General features: G+C 59.4%; 15 protein-coding genes and 1 tRNA gene. 5 read left to right on the top strand and 11 right to left on the bottom strand.

The genetic code is table 11. The features are described from left to right. Entirely contained in the window at positions 1-1,128 is a 1,128-nt protein-coding gene (locus tag D3P04_RS16770; protein ID WP_119750916.1) for an AI-2E family transporter, read from the top strand. Positions 1,129-1,389: 261 nt separating this feature from the next. Here the strand turns inward: D3P04_RS16770 and D3P04_RS16765 are convergent, their stop codons facing one another. The 4 genes from D3P04_RS16765 to D3P04_RS16750 form a co-directional block, all read right to left on the bottom strand. Continuing rightward, positions 1,390-3,864, bottom strand: a complete 2,475-nt coding sequence (locus D3P04_RS16765) for a DUF3772 domain-containing protein (RefSeq protein ID WP_119750915.1) — start codon at positions 3,862-3,864, stop codon at positions 1,390-1,392. Further along, the gene (locus tag D3P04_RS16760; RefSeq protein WP_119750914.1) at positions 3,864-4,895 is read right to left on the bottom strand and encodes a cysteine synthase A; all 1,032 of its coding nucleotides are present in this window, start codon (positions 4,893-4,895) and stop codon (positions 3,864-3,866) included. The genes D3P04_RS16765 and D3P04_RS16760 overlap by 1 nt, the downstream gene beginning before the upstream one ends. A 209-nt stretch (positions 4,896-5,104) precedes the next feature. Continuing rightward, positions 5,105-6,199, bottom strand: a complete 1,095-nt coding sequence (locus D3P04_RS16755; RefSeq protein ID WP_119750913.1) for an NUDIX domain-containing protein — start codon at positions 6,197-6,199, stop codon at positions 5,105-5,107. Then, positions 6,196-7,089 carry a DUF2059 domain-containing protein gene (locus D3P04_RS16750; RefSeq protein ID WP_182912903.1) on the bottom strand — a complete coding sequence of 298 codons (894 nt, stop codon included), beginning with the start codon at positions 7,087-7,089 and terminating at the stop codon, positions 6,196-6,198. Before D3P04_RS16750 ends, D3P04_RS16755 begins: the two co-directional genes overlap by 4 nt. A 58-nt stretch (positions 7,090-7,147) precedes the next feature. Here D3P04_RS16750 and D3P04_RS16745 point away from each other — a divergent pair. After that, positions 7,148-7,237: transfer RNA gene (locus D3P04_RS16745), tRNA-Ser, on the top strand. On the opposite strand, the gene D3P04_RS16740 is transcribed toward D3P04_RS16745, so the two are convergent. From D3P04_RS16740 to D3P04_RS16715, 6 genes are all read right to left on the bottom strand, one after another. Next, positions 7,199-8,842 carry a recombinase family protein gene (locus D3P04_RS16740; protein WP_119750911.1) on the bottom strand — a complete coding sequence of 548 codons (1,644 nt, stop codon included), beginning with the start codon at positions 8,840-8,842 and terminating at the stop codon, positions 7,199-7,201. The two genes, D3P04_RS16745 and D3P04_RS16740, sit on opposite strands and share 39 nt — an antisense overlap. A 57-nt stretch (positions 8,843-8,899) precedes the next feature. After that, a complete protein-coding gene (locus D3P04_RS16735; RefSeq protein ID WP_119750910.1) occupies positions 8,900-9,250 on the bottom strand; it encodes a type II toxin-antitoxin system HicB family antitoxin in 351 nt (116 codons plus the stop codon). Beyond that, positions 9,247-9,501, bottom strand: a complete 255-nt coding sequence (locus tag D3P04_RS16730; protein ID WP_119750909.1) for a type II toxin-antitoxin system HicA family toxin — start codon at positions 9,499-9,501, stop codon at positions 9,247-9,249. Before D3P04_RS16730 ends, D3P04_RS16735 begins: the two co-directional genes overlap by 4 nt. A gap of 65 nt (positions 9,502-9,566) precedes the next feature. Continuing rightward, positions 9,567-9,830 carry a hypothetical protein gene (locus D3P04_RS23430; RefSeq protein WP_182912912.1) on the bottom strand — a complete coding sequence of 88 codons (264 nt, stop codon included), beginning with the start codon at positions 9,828-9,830 and terminating at the stop codon, positions 9,567-9,569. After that, positions 9,823-10,038: a helix-turn-helix transcriptional regulator gene (locus D3P04_RS16720; protein WP_119750908.1), complete on the bottom strand. Its 216-nt coding sequence runs from the start codon at positions 10,036-10,038 to the stop codon at positions 9,823-9,825. The genes D3P04_RS23430 and D3P04_RS16720 overlap by 8 nt, the downstream gene beginning before the upstream one ends. A 207-nt stretch (positions 10,039-10,245) precedes the next feature. After that, positions 10,246-10,893, bottom strand: a complete 648-nt coding sequence (locus tag D3P04_RS16715; RefSeq protein ID WP_119750907.1) for a hypothetical protein — start codon at positions 10,891-10,893, stop codon at positions 10,246-10,248. A 91-nt stretch (positions 10,894-10,984) separates the two neighbouring features. Here D3P04_RS16715 and D3P04_RS16710 point away from each other — a divergent pair, with 91 nt between their 5' ends. From D3P04_RS16710 to D3P04_RS16700, 3 genes are all read left to right on the top strand, one after another. Then, positions 10,985-11,272 (top strand): helix-turn-helix domain-containing protein, encoded by a 288-nt coding sequence (locus tag D3P04_RS16710; protein ID WP_232845052.1) that lies wholly within the window; start codon positions 10,985-10,987, stop codon positions 11,270-11,272. A 175-nt stretch (positions 11,273-11,447) separates the two neighbouring features. After that, entirely contained in the window at positions 11,448-11,681 is a 234-nt protein-coding gene (locus D3P04_RS16705; protein WP_119750906.1) for a hypothetical protein, read from the top strand. 242 nt (positions 11,682-11,923) lie between these two features. Next, the gene (locus tag D3P04_RS16700; protein ID WP_119750905.1) at positions 11,924-13,312 is read left to right on the top strand and encodes an IS1182 family transposase; all 1,389 of its coding nucleotides are present in this window, start codon (positions 11,924-11,926) and stop codon (positions 13,310-13,312) included. 297 nt (positions 13,313-13,609) lie between these two features. On the opposite strand, the gene D3P04_RS23975 is transcribed toward D3P04_RS16700, so the two are convergent. After that, positions 13,610-13,933, bottom strand: coding sequence for a hypothetical protein (locus D3P04_RS23975; RefSeq protein WP_408634390.1), 324 nt, complete (start codon positions 13,931-13,933; stop codon positions 13,610-13,612). Between the last annotated feature and the right edge of the window lie 145 nt (positions 13,934-14,078).

Genomic DNA, 14,078 nt, shown 5'->3' with positions numbered 1-14,078 from the left:
ATGCAGGCACCGCGGATCAAGGCGAGGAACGAGTTGGATCAATCTGGCGAGACGGTACTGAGAGAACGGCTTCAGACAGGTTTCCTGGGAATCATCGCTTTCGGGCTGATCCTGTTCATGCTGGGGCAGGCAAAATTCATCCTGATTTCACTGGCAATCGCCATCATTCTGTTTTCGCTGACGACCGACGCGATATTCGCCATCTGCTCACGGCTGAAAGTTCCGAACTGGATGGGGACATTTCTGGCCCTGATCGGAATCGCGCTGGGACTGCTTTGGGTGTCGACCACTGTCGTCTCGCAGGTAAACCAAGTCGTCCAGACAGCGATCACCTATGCAGAACAGGCGCAGGCCGCCCTGCCTACATTGACGAACTGGCTGGGGCCAGAGGCGCAGGAGCGGCTTCTGGCCGCGATTTCCAATTTCAACATTACCGGCTGGATACGTTCGCTTGCCGGTCAGGCCTCGGGAGTTCTGTCGGGCAGCGTGCTGGTGATCCTGTTCGTCGGCTTCATGTTCGCCGAGCAGCTCTGGTTCCCCGCCAAGATCGAGCGGCTCACCGGCGATCCCGTCAAGGCGCGTCATGTCCGGCAGATCATCTCGTCGATCATGCATCGGGTAAACCGCTATCTGGTGGTCAAGACGGCCGTCAGCGCGGTGACCGCCCTGATCGTCTGGCTGATATTCCGGATGGCCGGACTTGATCTTGCCGGACCTATAGCCCTGATCACCTTCGTTCTGAACTTCATCCCCTCGATCGGCTCGATCATCGCCACCATCATTGCCGCCATTCTGGCCTTCGTTCTTAGCGGCGACATCACTCTGACGATAATCGTCACAGCGGCCTGCACGGCGACGCAATTCATCATCGGCAATGTCCTGGATCCGATGCTGCTGGGGCAGACCCTGCGCCTGTCCAGTTTTGGGATCATCCTCAGTCTCGCCTTCTGGGGCTCGATCTGGGGAATTCCGGGAATGTTCCTTGCCGTGCCGATCATGGTGGCCCTGATGATCGTCTGCGCGCATATCCCATGGCTGCGCCCGGTCGCGGTCTTGCTATCGCGAGAGGGTCTGCCGGATGACGGCAGCAGCGATGACGAGGTTGAAGCCGTGCGGCAAACAGTCTGACAAGGTTTTTTTCCGAGAATAAGCCGGAGCGTGCCACACTGAACCGGAAACGCCGGTTACTTGCGTTCCGCGATGGCCGGGGGCGCTGCCCGTCGCCGGCTGGTCTCTCGAACCAGTGGCGCGATCCGCCGGCGACCCCCAAGGTATTTGGACAAAGAAGAAGCAGAGGGAGTGAATGGGCGGGGTACAACATGCTCTCACCTCATTCAGATATATGACGCCCGGAAATCACGCAGGAAAACAGAGCACGACCCTACGCGCTCAGCGCGCTCCGTCATCCGGGCCACCATCGCTATCCGGCAAGCTGTCCCCACCTTCCGCCGTGTCAGCGGCAATGCGCGGATCGGGTTGTGGGGCTGGAGGCCGTGCGGCCTGAACCTGCGGTTTCGCGTCGCGATCCAGAGCCTCGGGATTGCGGAGCCAGATATCCCTTTGCATGAAGGGAATCACGATCCCTTCAGCGGCGAAACGTTCAACGATCTGATGACAGACTTCCGATGTCACCCCAAGACCTGCCCCGACATCGGACAGGATCGCCCGGATCTCGAATTCAAGCCGGTCCGTCCCGAAACCACGGAACAGGACATAGGGCGCGGGGTCGACGGTCACCAGCGGCTGATCCTCGATGATTTCCTGCAATACTTGCTGAACCCGGCGCGTATCGCTGCCAAATGCCACCCCCACCGGGATGATGACGCGTCCCGTCTGGCTGTTGCGCGTCCAGTTGATCACCGGCTGGCTGATCAGATCGCTGTTGGGGACGATGACCTCGGTCTTGTCGAAGGTTTCGACCTGAGTGGAGCGCACCGAAATCCGCTGAACGATACCCTGCTGACCGCCTGCCTCGATCCAGTCTCCGACACTGATCGGGCGTTCGATCAACAGGATGATGCCGGAAACGAAATTCGACACGATATTCTGAAGGCCGAAACCGATCCCGACCGACAGGGCGCCGGCCACGATGGCCAGAGAGCTGAGGTCGATCCCGGCCGAGGCGATTGCCAGAAGCGCCGCAAGGAAGATCCCGACATATCCAAGCCCCGCCACCACAGCATTTTGCCCGCCGGCATCCAGTTTGGTCTTGGGCAGAATCGTGTTGCGGAACATGCCCTGAAGCCCCCGCGTCATCATGTAACCGATGACGAACACGATCAGCAGCGTCAGCACCGAGCCCGGAGAAAGATTGATGCCGCCGAAGCTGACACCCTGCCGGAAACTGACCCACATCTCGGCCAGATCGGTACCGCGCGCGCCCCAGATCAGCAGGAATACCGGCAGTGACAGAATGATCAGACCGAAGCCGATCAGCATCGGGATCAAACCTTCCCGTGCGCCCTCTTCGCCGCGTTTGATCATGCTGAAGACATCTGCACAGAAATCTTTCAGCAGGATCAGCACCCCGAATAGGGCCAATGTCAGTATCCAGGGCCAAATTATCCCATTGGCAAGATTGATCATGCCCATGACGCCCGGGATCACCGTCCCCACCGCAACAAGGCGCGACAGCCTGCCCATGAAGGACATGATGCGATAACGGGCGGATTGCTGTTCAAGCTCGCTTCGGTTCAGCCTGCGCAGCGCGTTGCCCAGCCGAAACAACGCCAGAGCCGCCAGCGCAATCAGCAGGAAATGCCAGACAGAAGCGGCGGCCTCCGAGACATCCAGCTGCACGCGGTTGGTCTCGTCGCCCAGCCGTTCATAAATGCCCGACAGCGGCAGAACGGCACTGGACAGCAGATGATGCAGCCCGAACAGAACCGCGAGCGTATTCACCATCCTGCGGGCAGAATTCTTCGCCTTCTGCTCCATCCACAGCGTGTCATACGCCACGACCTGCGCCGGGAATAACTGGCGAGACAGCCAGTAACCGCTATAGACGATCATCCCCGTGACCGGCAGCGCATTCCAAAATGGCAGGGTCCATTCGCCGGGCAAGGCACTGGCCTTGATCGCCCGGACCAGCAAGAACAATCCGATCAGGGGCAAGGCGATCTGCCCAAGAGACGCCACGAAGGCGACGACCGCGCGCGAATACTCCGTCGCATGGGCCGATAAGCGCGATGGAAGTCCGTCGATCCAGCGCCGCCCGATTGTCAGCAAAAGAACCGCGGCAATGAGATAACCCAGAACCTGCGGCAGTTTCGGCTGCATCTCGCCCCAGATATCTCGATCCATCGTACGCTGCCGGGCTTCCGACGCGATCCCCTGTGCAAGTTTCCCTGCATCCGACAGGGCCGCGGGCCAGTTTGACGGCACCAATGGCGATGGCGATACCCGGACAAGTTCCGTCACCTGCCGTTCTGCGGTCACCTCATCAATACGGCGAATGATGGATTCCGCACGGCTGAATGCTTCATCGGCCTGCAGGCGCGGTGCCTGAAGCGCAGAAAGATTTTTCTGCAACTGGGCGCGGCGATCCGCGATTTCTTCATCCTCGGTTTCGCCTTCAGCCGGCGCCGGCCCCAATGCTGCGATCTGGTCTCTTACGGATTTGATTTCCGCGCCGTTGACATTCTTCCCCGCTTGCAGCCTGCCGCGCCATTCGACGATCCGGCCGCGCAGCGCGGCCAGTTCCTCACTAGTGGTTTCGATATTTTCGCTTTGCCTTTCGGCCTGGGTCGCGACATTTTCCCATATCTGATAATCGATCTCGCCACTTTCCTGCGCCAAGAGCGGCTGCGAGAAAATCAGCAGGGCCGTCAGAAACAGGGCCAGATATCGGCGAATGAGTATCATCAATCCGTGAATACTTCGGGCAAAACTTCAGGTTCCCGGATCATCCAGCCCGGCACAGGCAGCCCCTTGGCGCGCAGGAATTCGGGATTGAACAGTTTGGTCTGATAGCGATTGCCATAATCGCACAACACCGTGACGATGGTATGTCCCGGGCCCATCTCGCGGGCCATACGGATCGCCCCGGCAACGTTGATGCCGCTGGAACCGCCCAGACACAGCCCCTCGTGCTCCAGCAGATCGAAGATGATGGGCAATGCCTCGGCATCCGGAATGCGCCAGCTGAAATCCGGCGTGAAACCTTCAAGATTGGCGGTAATCCGGCCCTGCCCGATACCTTCGGTGATGGAACTGCCGGGGCTGTCGAATTCCCCGGTGGTGTAGAATGAGTGCAACGCCGCGCCCTCGGGATCGGCCAGTCCGATCTTGACCCCTTTGGGCTGCAGAACCATCGCCACCCCCGCCAGGGTCCCGCCAGAGCCCACGGCACAGGTGAAGCCGTCCAGTTTCCCGCCGGTTTGCTCCCATATTTCGGGGCCGGTGGTTTCGATATGCGCCTGACGGTTGGCGATATTGTCGAACTGATTGGCCCAGATCGCACCATTCGGTTCGGTTTTCGCCAATTCTTCGGCCAGCCGCCCGGAGTAACGGACGTAATTGTTGGGATTCTTGTAAGGCGCCGCCGGAACCTCGACCAATGTCGCGCCCGCAAGCCGCAGCATGTCCTTCTTTTCCTGGCTTTGGGTTTCGGGAATCACGATGACCGAGCGGAAGCCAAGCGAAGACCCCACCAGCGCCAGACCGATCCCGGTATTCCCCGCCGTTCCTTCAACGATAGTACCGCCGGGACGCAGTTCGCCGCGCGCGACGGCATCACGGATGATGAACAACGCGGCGCGATCCTTGACCGATTGACCGGGATTCATGAATTCGGCCTTGCCGAGGATCTCGCAGCCGGTTTCTTCGCTGGCCCGGTTCAGCCGGATCAGAGGCGTATTGCCGATCGTATCGGACAGATCAGAATGGATGAGCATGGGTTTCCGGCCTTCTCGCGGGTGAATTAAGCGTTAGGAATAACTACACATGCTGCGCAGCCCGATGCAACCGCCGGAGGCATCGGAATCCAAGATTGCGCCACGCCATCCGCGCTGTCCGGAAGCCCGGCACCGCGGAAACGGGAAACCGCTGGCATCCGCAGAGCCGCGACAACCCCGGTGAATATATCTGTGCAACTCCCTTTATCTCAGCCCTGCCCCACATCCAGATCCGAAAGAATCCGCGATGCCTGCCCCTCCAGCCACAGGATCAGCATCGATAGCGGCCCATTGGTGATTTCTCCGTCGCGCAGCATGCGTCCCAATTCACTGCGCGGCAGCAGATGACCGCGGATATCTTCCGCTTCATCGGCAAGACCGTGAACGCCCGCGACGCCGTCAGGAAGATCGGCAATGCCGATGAACTGATAAAGAAACTCGGTGACGGCGCCCGGGCTGGGATAGCAATGCACGGCCGGGAACAGATGCTGCATCCGCAGGCCCGCTTCTTCCTCGGCCTCCCGCCTTGCCGCTTCTTCGACGGTTTCGCCTGCGTCAATCCGGCCTGCGATCGCCTCCAGCATCCAGGGCTGCGGATCGTGCCGCATTGCCGGGCCAAGCCGGAACTGTTCGATCACCAGCACGCGGTCCCTGACGGGATCCCAGGGCAGAACGACCACCGCATCGCCCATGATAAAACCTTCTCGTCGAATCTGCGGTGTGAAGCTGCCGTCGAACTTGCGATGAGACAATCGCCATTCCTCGACCGCGAAAAACCCCGCGAAGGGCTGTCGCCGCTCACGCAACCGGATATCCGAGGCGTCATGCGCTGCGACTACCCCACCGCCCGAAACCGGGGCCGCAGCCGCCCGCAACCGGCTTTCCGCCCACACTCCGATCATCGGAAGGCGGCCCGCGATCTGTTCGGGTTGCATATTTTCCGCTTCATCCAGAATGATCCGTGCAATGGCAGCGGCGAGCATGGGCTGCCAGCCCGCCTCGGCCCATTCCTCCTGTCGAACACCGTGCTGCGGCAGAACCCCAAGCAACACACCGCGTTCATGTGCAACTTCGTGCAACCCCATGACCGCGGCATAACGCGCGAGTTCCGGTGTCATAATCATCCTCCGCGCCTCCAGCGGCAGCTCTGCGTCAATGAAGCACGGCCAGTCGCCGGCCTTGATACCCGCATGCTTACCGCCCTGAAGCCGGCCCGAAATCATCACTTTCTCACCGGATACGCCAAGCACATCGCATATCGCGGCATGCGCCAGCGGACCGACCAGCAGAACGTCCCTGCTCACAATCTGCGCCCCTGTATCTGTCCGGCAGCCGCCAGCCCCATTTCATAGGATGTCCACTCAAACAGCTTGTCGAAACCGCCGAACAGCGTATCGGCCAAAGCCTGCCCGGCGGAAGACCCCGCGAATTCGATATAGCGATCAAGCTCAGCATCGCTCAGCGGAGAATATGCGAGGAACAGATAGGCCTCCATCCAGTCAAGGGTCTCGGCCCGCAACGAGGCTTCATGCGCCCATGCATCGGACAGCATCTGCGCCTCGGACATCGGCATCGGATAACCGCCCCCCTCATTGAAGCCCCGCGAGAATGCCAGGGCGGCATTCATCCCGCCCGCAACATTCGGCGCGATCAGATCGGCCTTATCGATCAGCCGCTTGATCTGGGCGATCCGTGGAAGCTCCATACCGGCCGCATGGGCATAGTTTGCCTTTGCGTCGGCCTCGGCTTCCATATCCAGAATCACCTCGCGCGCGGAGGTCTCAAGGCCGATCAGCCGTTGACCAAGCGAGGTTTCATAAAATGCCAGTGCCTCTTCGATCAGTGCCGCCTGCTCATCTGCGACGGCTTCTTGCAGGCCGTCACGCAAAAGTTGTTCAAGCCGCCCGGTCTCATGGATCTGTGCGACGATCTGCTCCCAGCGGTTATCTCCACCTCTCTGAAACAGCGAATCCTGCATCTTTACCGCTTCTGTCAGTGCCTCCTTGCGGATGATGGGCATCAAATCGCCCAATTGGAGCACCTGCCAAAGCCGCGCCTGAAGCGTCTGCACTTCGGCGACGGGTGCCGACCGGTTGGCATGAACCATCGCGGGCAGGCCGGCGGCGATCCCCACGGCAAGGAAAATCATTCGCAACATCTGGCAGAACTTTCCGGTTTCTGCAGTTTTTTCCACGAACCCCCTTGCGCTTCAACCCCCGGCCTTCTAAATCCCCGCCTCACCACCCAAGCGCGGAGAGGTGCCGGAGTGGTCGAACGGGGCGGTCTCGAAAACCGTTGAGCCTTCACGGGTTCCGAGGGTTCGAATCCCTCTCTCTCCGCCACTTCAGTCCTTGAGAGGGCACTGGGTTTACGCCATCGCCCGCCACCAATGTCTGAAGCAGCCGGGACTTCGATCCCATGATCATGACTTCGCCGGTATCGACCTCGACGCGCTGCGCGAGTGCGCGCAGGTGGTCGCGGCGATAACCTCCCCCTTTGAGCCGGATGCGCTGACGGGCCGTGGTGGCGAACTTACGCAGCATCTGCGGCGTCACCGCCTTCTGACCTGAATGCCGAAGCATGGCTTGCGCGCGCTCGGCGTCCGCTTTTGCCTGATCGCGGACAGTCTTGAGCCCATCGATGCGATCCTTGAGCGCCGGATCGTCGAGATCGACCACACCTGCCTCGATGGCGTCATAGACCCGCTTGAGGCGCAAGTCCGATTCCGTTGCCCGCTTGTTCAACTCGGCGATATGTTCCTGGCGGCGCTCGGCGCGTTCTTCCCTGCGGTCGAGGATGGCAGCAAGGATGGTTTCCAGCCGTTCGGGCTGGAGCAGTCGGCTTTCCAGGTGACCGGCCACCAGATCATCCAGCTTTTCCATTGGGACGGACATGCCTTCACAGGCGGTTGGTCCTTTCCGTGCCCTGGTCGAGCAGGCGTAATAGCGATAGCGTCCACCCTTGCCGGTCCGGATGGTCATGGCTCCGCCGCATTTGGCGCAATGGATCAAACCGGTCAGCATGGTCGGACCGCTGACAACGCGGGCGGGCGTGACCTTGGGGTTGCGGGCCTTGAGCAGGATCTGAACCGCATCGAAGGTCTCACGGTCAATAATCGGCGGGACGGGGACGATCACGACGTCGCTGGACGCATTGTCTTTCTGGTGCTTGCCCTTCTTTCCCCATTCATGTTCACCCATATAGGTGCGCCGGGTCAGGATGCGGTGAACCTGCCCGATGCCCCACCGGCCACCATCGCGGGTGAAGATCCGATTGCGATTGAGATGGGAGACGATGTTCTTGACGCCCATCTGGCCGGACGTGCCGTCGCCCTGCAGGGCAAGCCGGAAGATCAACCGCACCGTGTCGGCGTGGAGCGGATCGATCTCCAGCTTCTTCTTGACCTTGGCCCCGCGCTGCTCGGCGGCAACGGTGCGATAGCCGATGGGAGGAAGCGAGCCGTTCCAGAAACCCTGCCGCGCATTCTCCTTCAAGGCCCGGCTCACATGCTTGGCATTTTCCTTCGACTGGTATTCATCGAACAGCGCCATGATCTGACGCATCATGACATGCATGGGATCATCGCCCATCTCCTGGGTAATGGAGAGGAGCCTCACACCGTTCTTGGCGAGCTTCCTGACGTAGAATTCCAATTCGAAGTGATCGCGGAAGAATCGGCTGAACGAATGAACCACGACGACATCGAAGGGTGCGGGGTTGGATATTCCCGCCTCGATCATGCGCTGGAACTCGGGGCGGCGGTCGTTGGTCGCCGTTGCGCCCGGTTCCATGTAGGTTTCAACCAATTGCAGCCCGCGCGCCTTGCAATAGGCTTCGCCCTGCCGCTTCTGGTCCGGGATGGAGACATCATGCTCGGCCTGTCGTGCCGTCGAGACTCGTAGGTAAAGAGCTGCACGTTGGCGAATTGCAGGCGTAGGAGCGGTCATGTTCGGTCTCCTTCTCAACAGGTTTCGGGACCGAACAATCCGGTCGCAGTTTCAAGCTCAGGCCGCCTGGTCGTCGCTTTCGGCAGCTTCCCTGATCGCCCCGACAATCCATTCATTCAGGCTTTTTCCCGCTGCGGCGGCGGCAATGACGGCCGCAGCATGGTCGCGGGGATCGAGGCGGACATTGAACTTCCCGGAAAATTTCCGACCCGGCTCAATGCCTTTTTCCCGGCACATCTCCAGGTAGACGGCCAATGATTTCTGGCCTTCCTCAATCAGGTCGTGGACGCTTTCGGCATAAAAATCGGCACCGCCATTCAGGCCGACAAACTCGCCGCGCAGCATCTGAATATCCGGGTCGAAGGTGATGACCGCCTTCTCTCCATTGATCTCGATCACGTTGATCATGGCTCCACTCCGTTCTCGATCAGCCATTTGCGAATGCTGGCAACTGCACCCTTGTCCGTATCCGGTGACGGATGTGGACGATGAAAGACGCGCACTTCGCCAAACAGGAATACACCTACGCGCGAACCTGCCCGTTCACTGACTTCGGCCCCGAGGGCCACGAACAGCGCCTCGATGTCTGCCCAACGGATTGAGCCGCTGACAGGGCGGGCGAAGATCAGTTCAAGCGTGGTTCTGTGACGCTTTTTCATGAGGATTGGTATCATATATCAGTACTGTTATCAAGTCCGGGTTTTGGTTTCGACCTGCGGATCGCTCAAGCATCCGGGCCAAACAGCTCATCGAACAGATCACCGAACCACCGCTCGAACACCTCGATCTCGGTTTCCGTGACAGGAACGGGATCAGGCCAGTTGTCGGTGACGGTCCATTCGGACAGGTCGTGCCTGGGCGGGCGGCCGGAGAAGGGCCACGGATAGCCCAACAGTTCCTCAAGCTGTTCCGATGCCGAAAGCGGTCTGGCGCGCGTGGAACAGGTCGAGATGTCTCTTCCGTCGTCATCGGCTTCGCCGTCAGCCATCGACGTCGAACTCCCCGCGCGGCCTCCATCCAGCGGGATCGTCGATCCAGCGGTTGATCTCGGATTCGCGCCATCCCGCGCCGTGGACGCTGATCCTGAGCTGGGCCGGGAACGTGCCCTCGGCGATCTTGCGGTAGATGGTGGACCGGGAGAGGCCGGTGCGGGAAAGGACGGTGTTCAGGCGGATGATACGGTCTGGTGGGTGCATGGCTGCCTTGCCTCCTTCTGGTCATTTCTGATCCAGAAAGGACATGCAGGTTCGGGCAGGCAAGAGGCGTGGATGCGACGCCGTATTGTGGCGCGGAATCGGCGGCAAATCGGATGGGATCGGGATCCAGGATCACGGGCATCAGGAGGGCCGATGACGTGATAAATGGCCAGCTATCCGCTATGACGGCATGCTGATTCCTTACCTCTATGCCCAAATCATCCTTTCGATTTGCCTCAGATCGAAAAGCGCCATGCGAATCTCCCGCCATGGAAACTCATCGCAGTCTTCTGAAGACTGACCTTCCCGCAAGATCATATCGAGCTTGCCGATCACGCCAGCCATCGTTGTTGCCGGTGTTATCGTCAGCCTATCCGCCAGATCCTGCGCACGGTCCGCAGCGTCGAGTTCTTCCTCCCGCGCCGCAGAATAGCCGATTACCGCATCGGCTTCGGCCCAGCGGGCCTGACGGGCCACAAACTCGGCCCTTGCTTTCGCGCATTCCCCAGCCAGGGCAGGATCATCGCCGAACAGTTCCTCGATATCCTCCTCCCGGGACAACGTGACAATCGTGCCGTCGTCCAATTCCACCTCCACGCGGGGAAGGCCGGCTGTCCGCATCAGCAATGCTTCGAGACGTTGCTGCTTACGGCACAGCGCTGTTGTATGCGCATGCGCAGCCTGCCACTCCCGCCACAGCGTCAGGGCCGGATCGGGGCTGGCTTTATCGGTTCCCGTGTACGCAATGACACCAGTTGCTTGAAATGGCACGGACATCACGCCTGCCGCCGTCGTTTTCAGAGCCTTCCGGCGCGTGACGGCAGTGTGTATTCGTGTATGGTCGGAATCAGCCATGATCCGAGCTCCTCGCAGCTTGGGTTGTGGTTAGGTCGTACGGAGTGTTGCTGCACTCCGTACGACCGCTATTAGCTATAACAGAGGCATTATGTCCGATTATCAGACATTTTCAACCAAAAATGGCATGGGAAAGGATATTTTTCCCGAACAGATTCGAGCAGCACGAGGGCTACTTGGTTGGACGCAAGAGGATTTGGCCAATGCGTCAGGGCTGACAGTTCGCACTCTTGCCAGAATTGAAAGTGCCCAAACCACGCCAAGGCAGACAACGCTTGAGGCCCTCTCTGCTGCACTGGAGGCTGCCGGGGTTGAGTTCATTCCGGAAAATGGCGGTGGACCCGGAGTGCGGCTTGCCCATAAACTTTCTCGTCCATAAAGAACTGAGCTAGTCGGCAAAAAGGGCAATCGGGCGGTGAACAGCCGTTCAGCTTTCTTGCCGGAAATGTTCGCGCCAGCGCTAGCCCTGCAACCGGCGCGATGGCAGCGCACATTTCAGCGGTCGCGTTCACCCATCCACACCGGGACAAGCTTGCGAGCGAGATTCAATTTTGATGACGGATGATGACGGGGAGGAAGGCGCCGACCTTTTCACACCCCATGCACCTTCGGTGCTGACACTTTGCGTCAAGATGATCATCATCTCATTGATAGTTGAGCGTTTTATCAGGCATAAGACGTTTACATTCGACGCAATCGACGCTGACAAGGACGCGAACTCCCTCCATGAAATGCTTTTTATTGCAGGGACTTATTTGTCGGATAATTGTGTTCTGCCGGTTTTATGATCCGCAGAGACAGATATGTGGCAAATGCTCGGGTTTTGAACTGCTTGCGGTCATCCCTGTGGACGCTGCCTTGCAGACGGCCGCTCGCGGAGTTTTACTTCGGGACCTCGCTCCAATCGCTCTGTCCGTGCCGCATCCGCGAGGAGTTGTGCTCGAAGGGCGGATGCTGTTGAAAAACTCTGGGCTTGATCGGGATCGAGGCTTCTGATTCCCTTTGGTTACAGGGATCTGGAGGGATTGCGATGCTTGGAAGGCAGAAGGTCCATACCCGGCTTTTCTACGAGTTCGATCTCGAGACGCACATCCCCCCCGACCATCTCCTTCGGGGTATTGACCGCTTCCTGGATCTGACCGGTCTGCACGAGGAGATGCGCGGTTTCTACAGCCATACCGGTCGGCCCTCTATCGATCCTGAACTCATGATCCGGATGCTGGTAATCGGCTATGTCATGGGGCTGCGGTCCGAGCGGCGTGTCTGCCAGGAAGTTCACCTCAACCTCGCTTATCGCTGGTTCTGCCGGCTCGGACTCGAGGACAAGGTGCCGGATCATTCGAGTTTCTCGAAGCTTCGACATGGCAAGTTCCGCGACAGCGATATCTTCCGCCACGTCTTCGAGCGCGTGGTTGCCCAGTGCATTGCCCATGGCCTGGTCGGCGGTCAGGGCTTTGCCGTCGATGCCAGCCTGATCAGCGCCGATGTCCAAAAGCAGAGCTCCAGCCGCCAGAGCGAATGGGACGCCTCAACCATCGATCCGGCGGAGGCCCCGAGGGCGGTGCGCGAGTATCTCGACACGCTCGATGAGGAAGCCTTCGGTACAGCCACGCCCGTCAAACCCAAGTTCACGGCCCATGCCGATCCCGCCAGTCAGTGGACGGCTGCGCGCAAAGGGCCTGCCTTCTTCGCTTATTCGGACAACTACCTGATCGACACGGATCACGGGATCATCATGGATGTTGAAGCGAGCCGTTCGGTTCGGCAGGCCGAGGTCGGCTCCACGCTTACGATGCTGGACCGCACGGCAGAGCGCTTCGATATTCGCCCGGATTGGCTGGTGGCCGATACGGCCTATGGCTCCGAAGAAAGCCTGGTCGAGATCGTCCTGAAGCGGCAGATCCTGCCCTTCATCCCGGTGATCGACAAGGGCGAGCGCACGGACGGCACGTTTTCACGTTCCGATTTCACTTGGGATGAAGAGAATGACCGCTACATCTGCCCAGAAGGTAACGAACTGCGCCACGCGCGACGAAATTATTCCGACCCGGCGCGCTTCTCGAACGAGATGAAACCACGAAGGTATCGCGCTGCGAAAACCGACTGCCAGGCTTGTCCATTGAAGGCGCAATGCTGCCCGAACAGCGAAACGCGCAGCCTGCAACGCGGCAAATACGAGATCGTGCGCGACTTCGCCCGAACCTGCGTCGCGTCTGCCTTCAACGAGACGGCCTCGAGACGGCGCAAGAAGGTCGAGATGCTCTTCGCGCATCTGAAACGTATCCTGGGGCTCAGCCGACTGCGGTTGAGGGGGCCATTGGGAGTGAGGGACGAGTTCACACTCGCCGCCACCGCCCAAAACCTCCGGAAACTGGCAAAGCTCCGCCCGGCAAACGCCCCCTCGATGCAGATTGGCTGAAGAAGCCGATCAAGCGCACGCCAGGCATGGAAGGAATTCCCTGAAGAGGACGTGCGGCACCATTCCAGGCCGAAGATCATCGGCGAGTTTTTCAACAGCATCGGCGGGAAGCGGTCGTTCGCTGCGGTGGCGAGAACTAATGGAAGTAGCTACACTAGCGGCCGTTCGCCGTCTTTGGACCGGCCTTGAAATCAGCACGAAGAAATCGCCGTCGACGTTGCTCCGGCGTTAGACGCAATTGAAGCACTGGATAGTCTCGATAGTCGCTGATGGATTGACCTTCCACAGGGCAAAAATTCAAATGCTCTTTCGGTTGCTATGCCTAAGTCGATGTGTCCTAACTGATAACCAAGCTCGCCGGATGTCCGCGATCTCATCCTCCTTCACCACGGCTTTCTTCCGAAGCCATTCATCGCCGAAATCAAGAACAGGTTCGGGGTCATTGCCGGCGCTTCTGTGAACCTCCAAAAAAGCTTCAAACTCTGCATCCGTAGGCTCGTGATAGATCAACGGAAGCCCTTTCAATTCGTTCGGTGACAGCTCAAGTACTCCCCCACCGTAGAACCGCCCATTGGTTTCCGCGAAGAGCATTGTAATCGAATTGTAGAAGGAAAAGCATATGCCTCGGGCTGAATAACCTAGGTCGTGTTGACAAAAGGGATTCCCCTCGGGCGTAGGGCATGCTTCAAGCTGGCATCTGCGATGGAGACCAGCTTGGCACGAGATCTTATGTCGGACCAGGAATGGGCGTTCTTTGAGCGCTTCA

Origin of the sequence: Paracoccus onubensis (assembly GCF_003591515.1) — a bacterium.
Taxonomy (GTDB): domain Bacteria; phylum Pseudomonadota; class Alphaproteobacteria; order Rhodobacterales; family Rhodobacteraceae; genus Paracoccus; species Paracoccus onubensis.
This window is presented reverse-complemented; position numbering and strand designations above follow the sequence as displayed.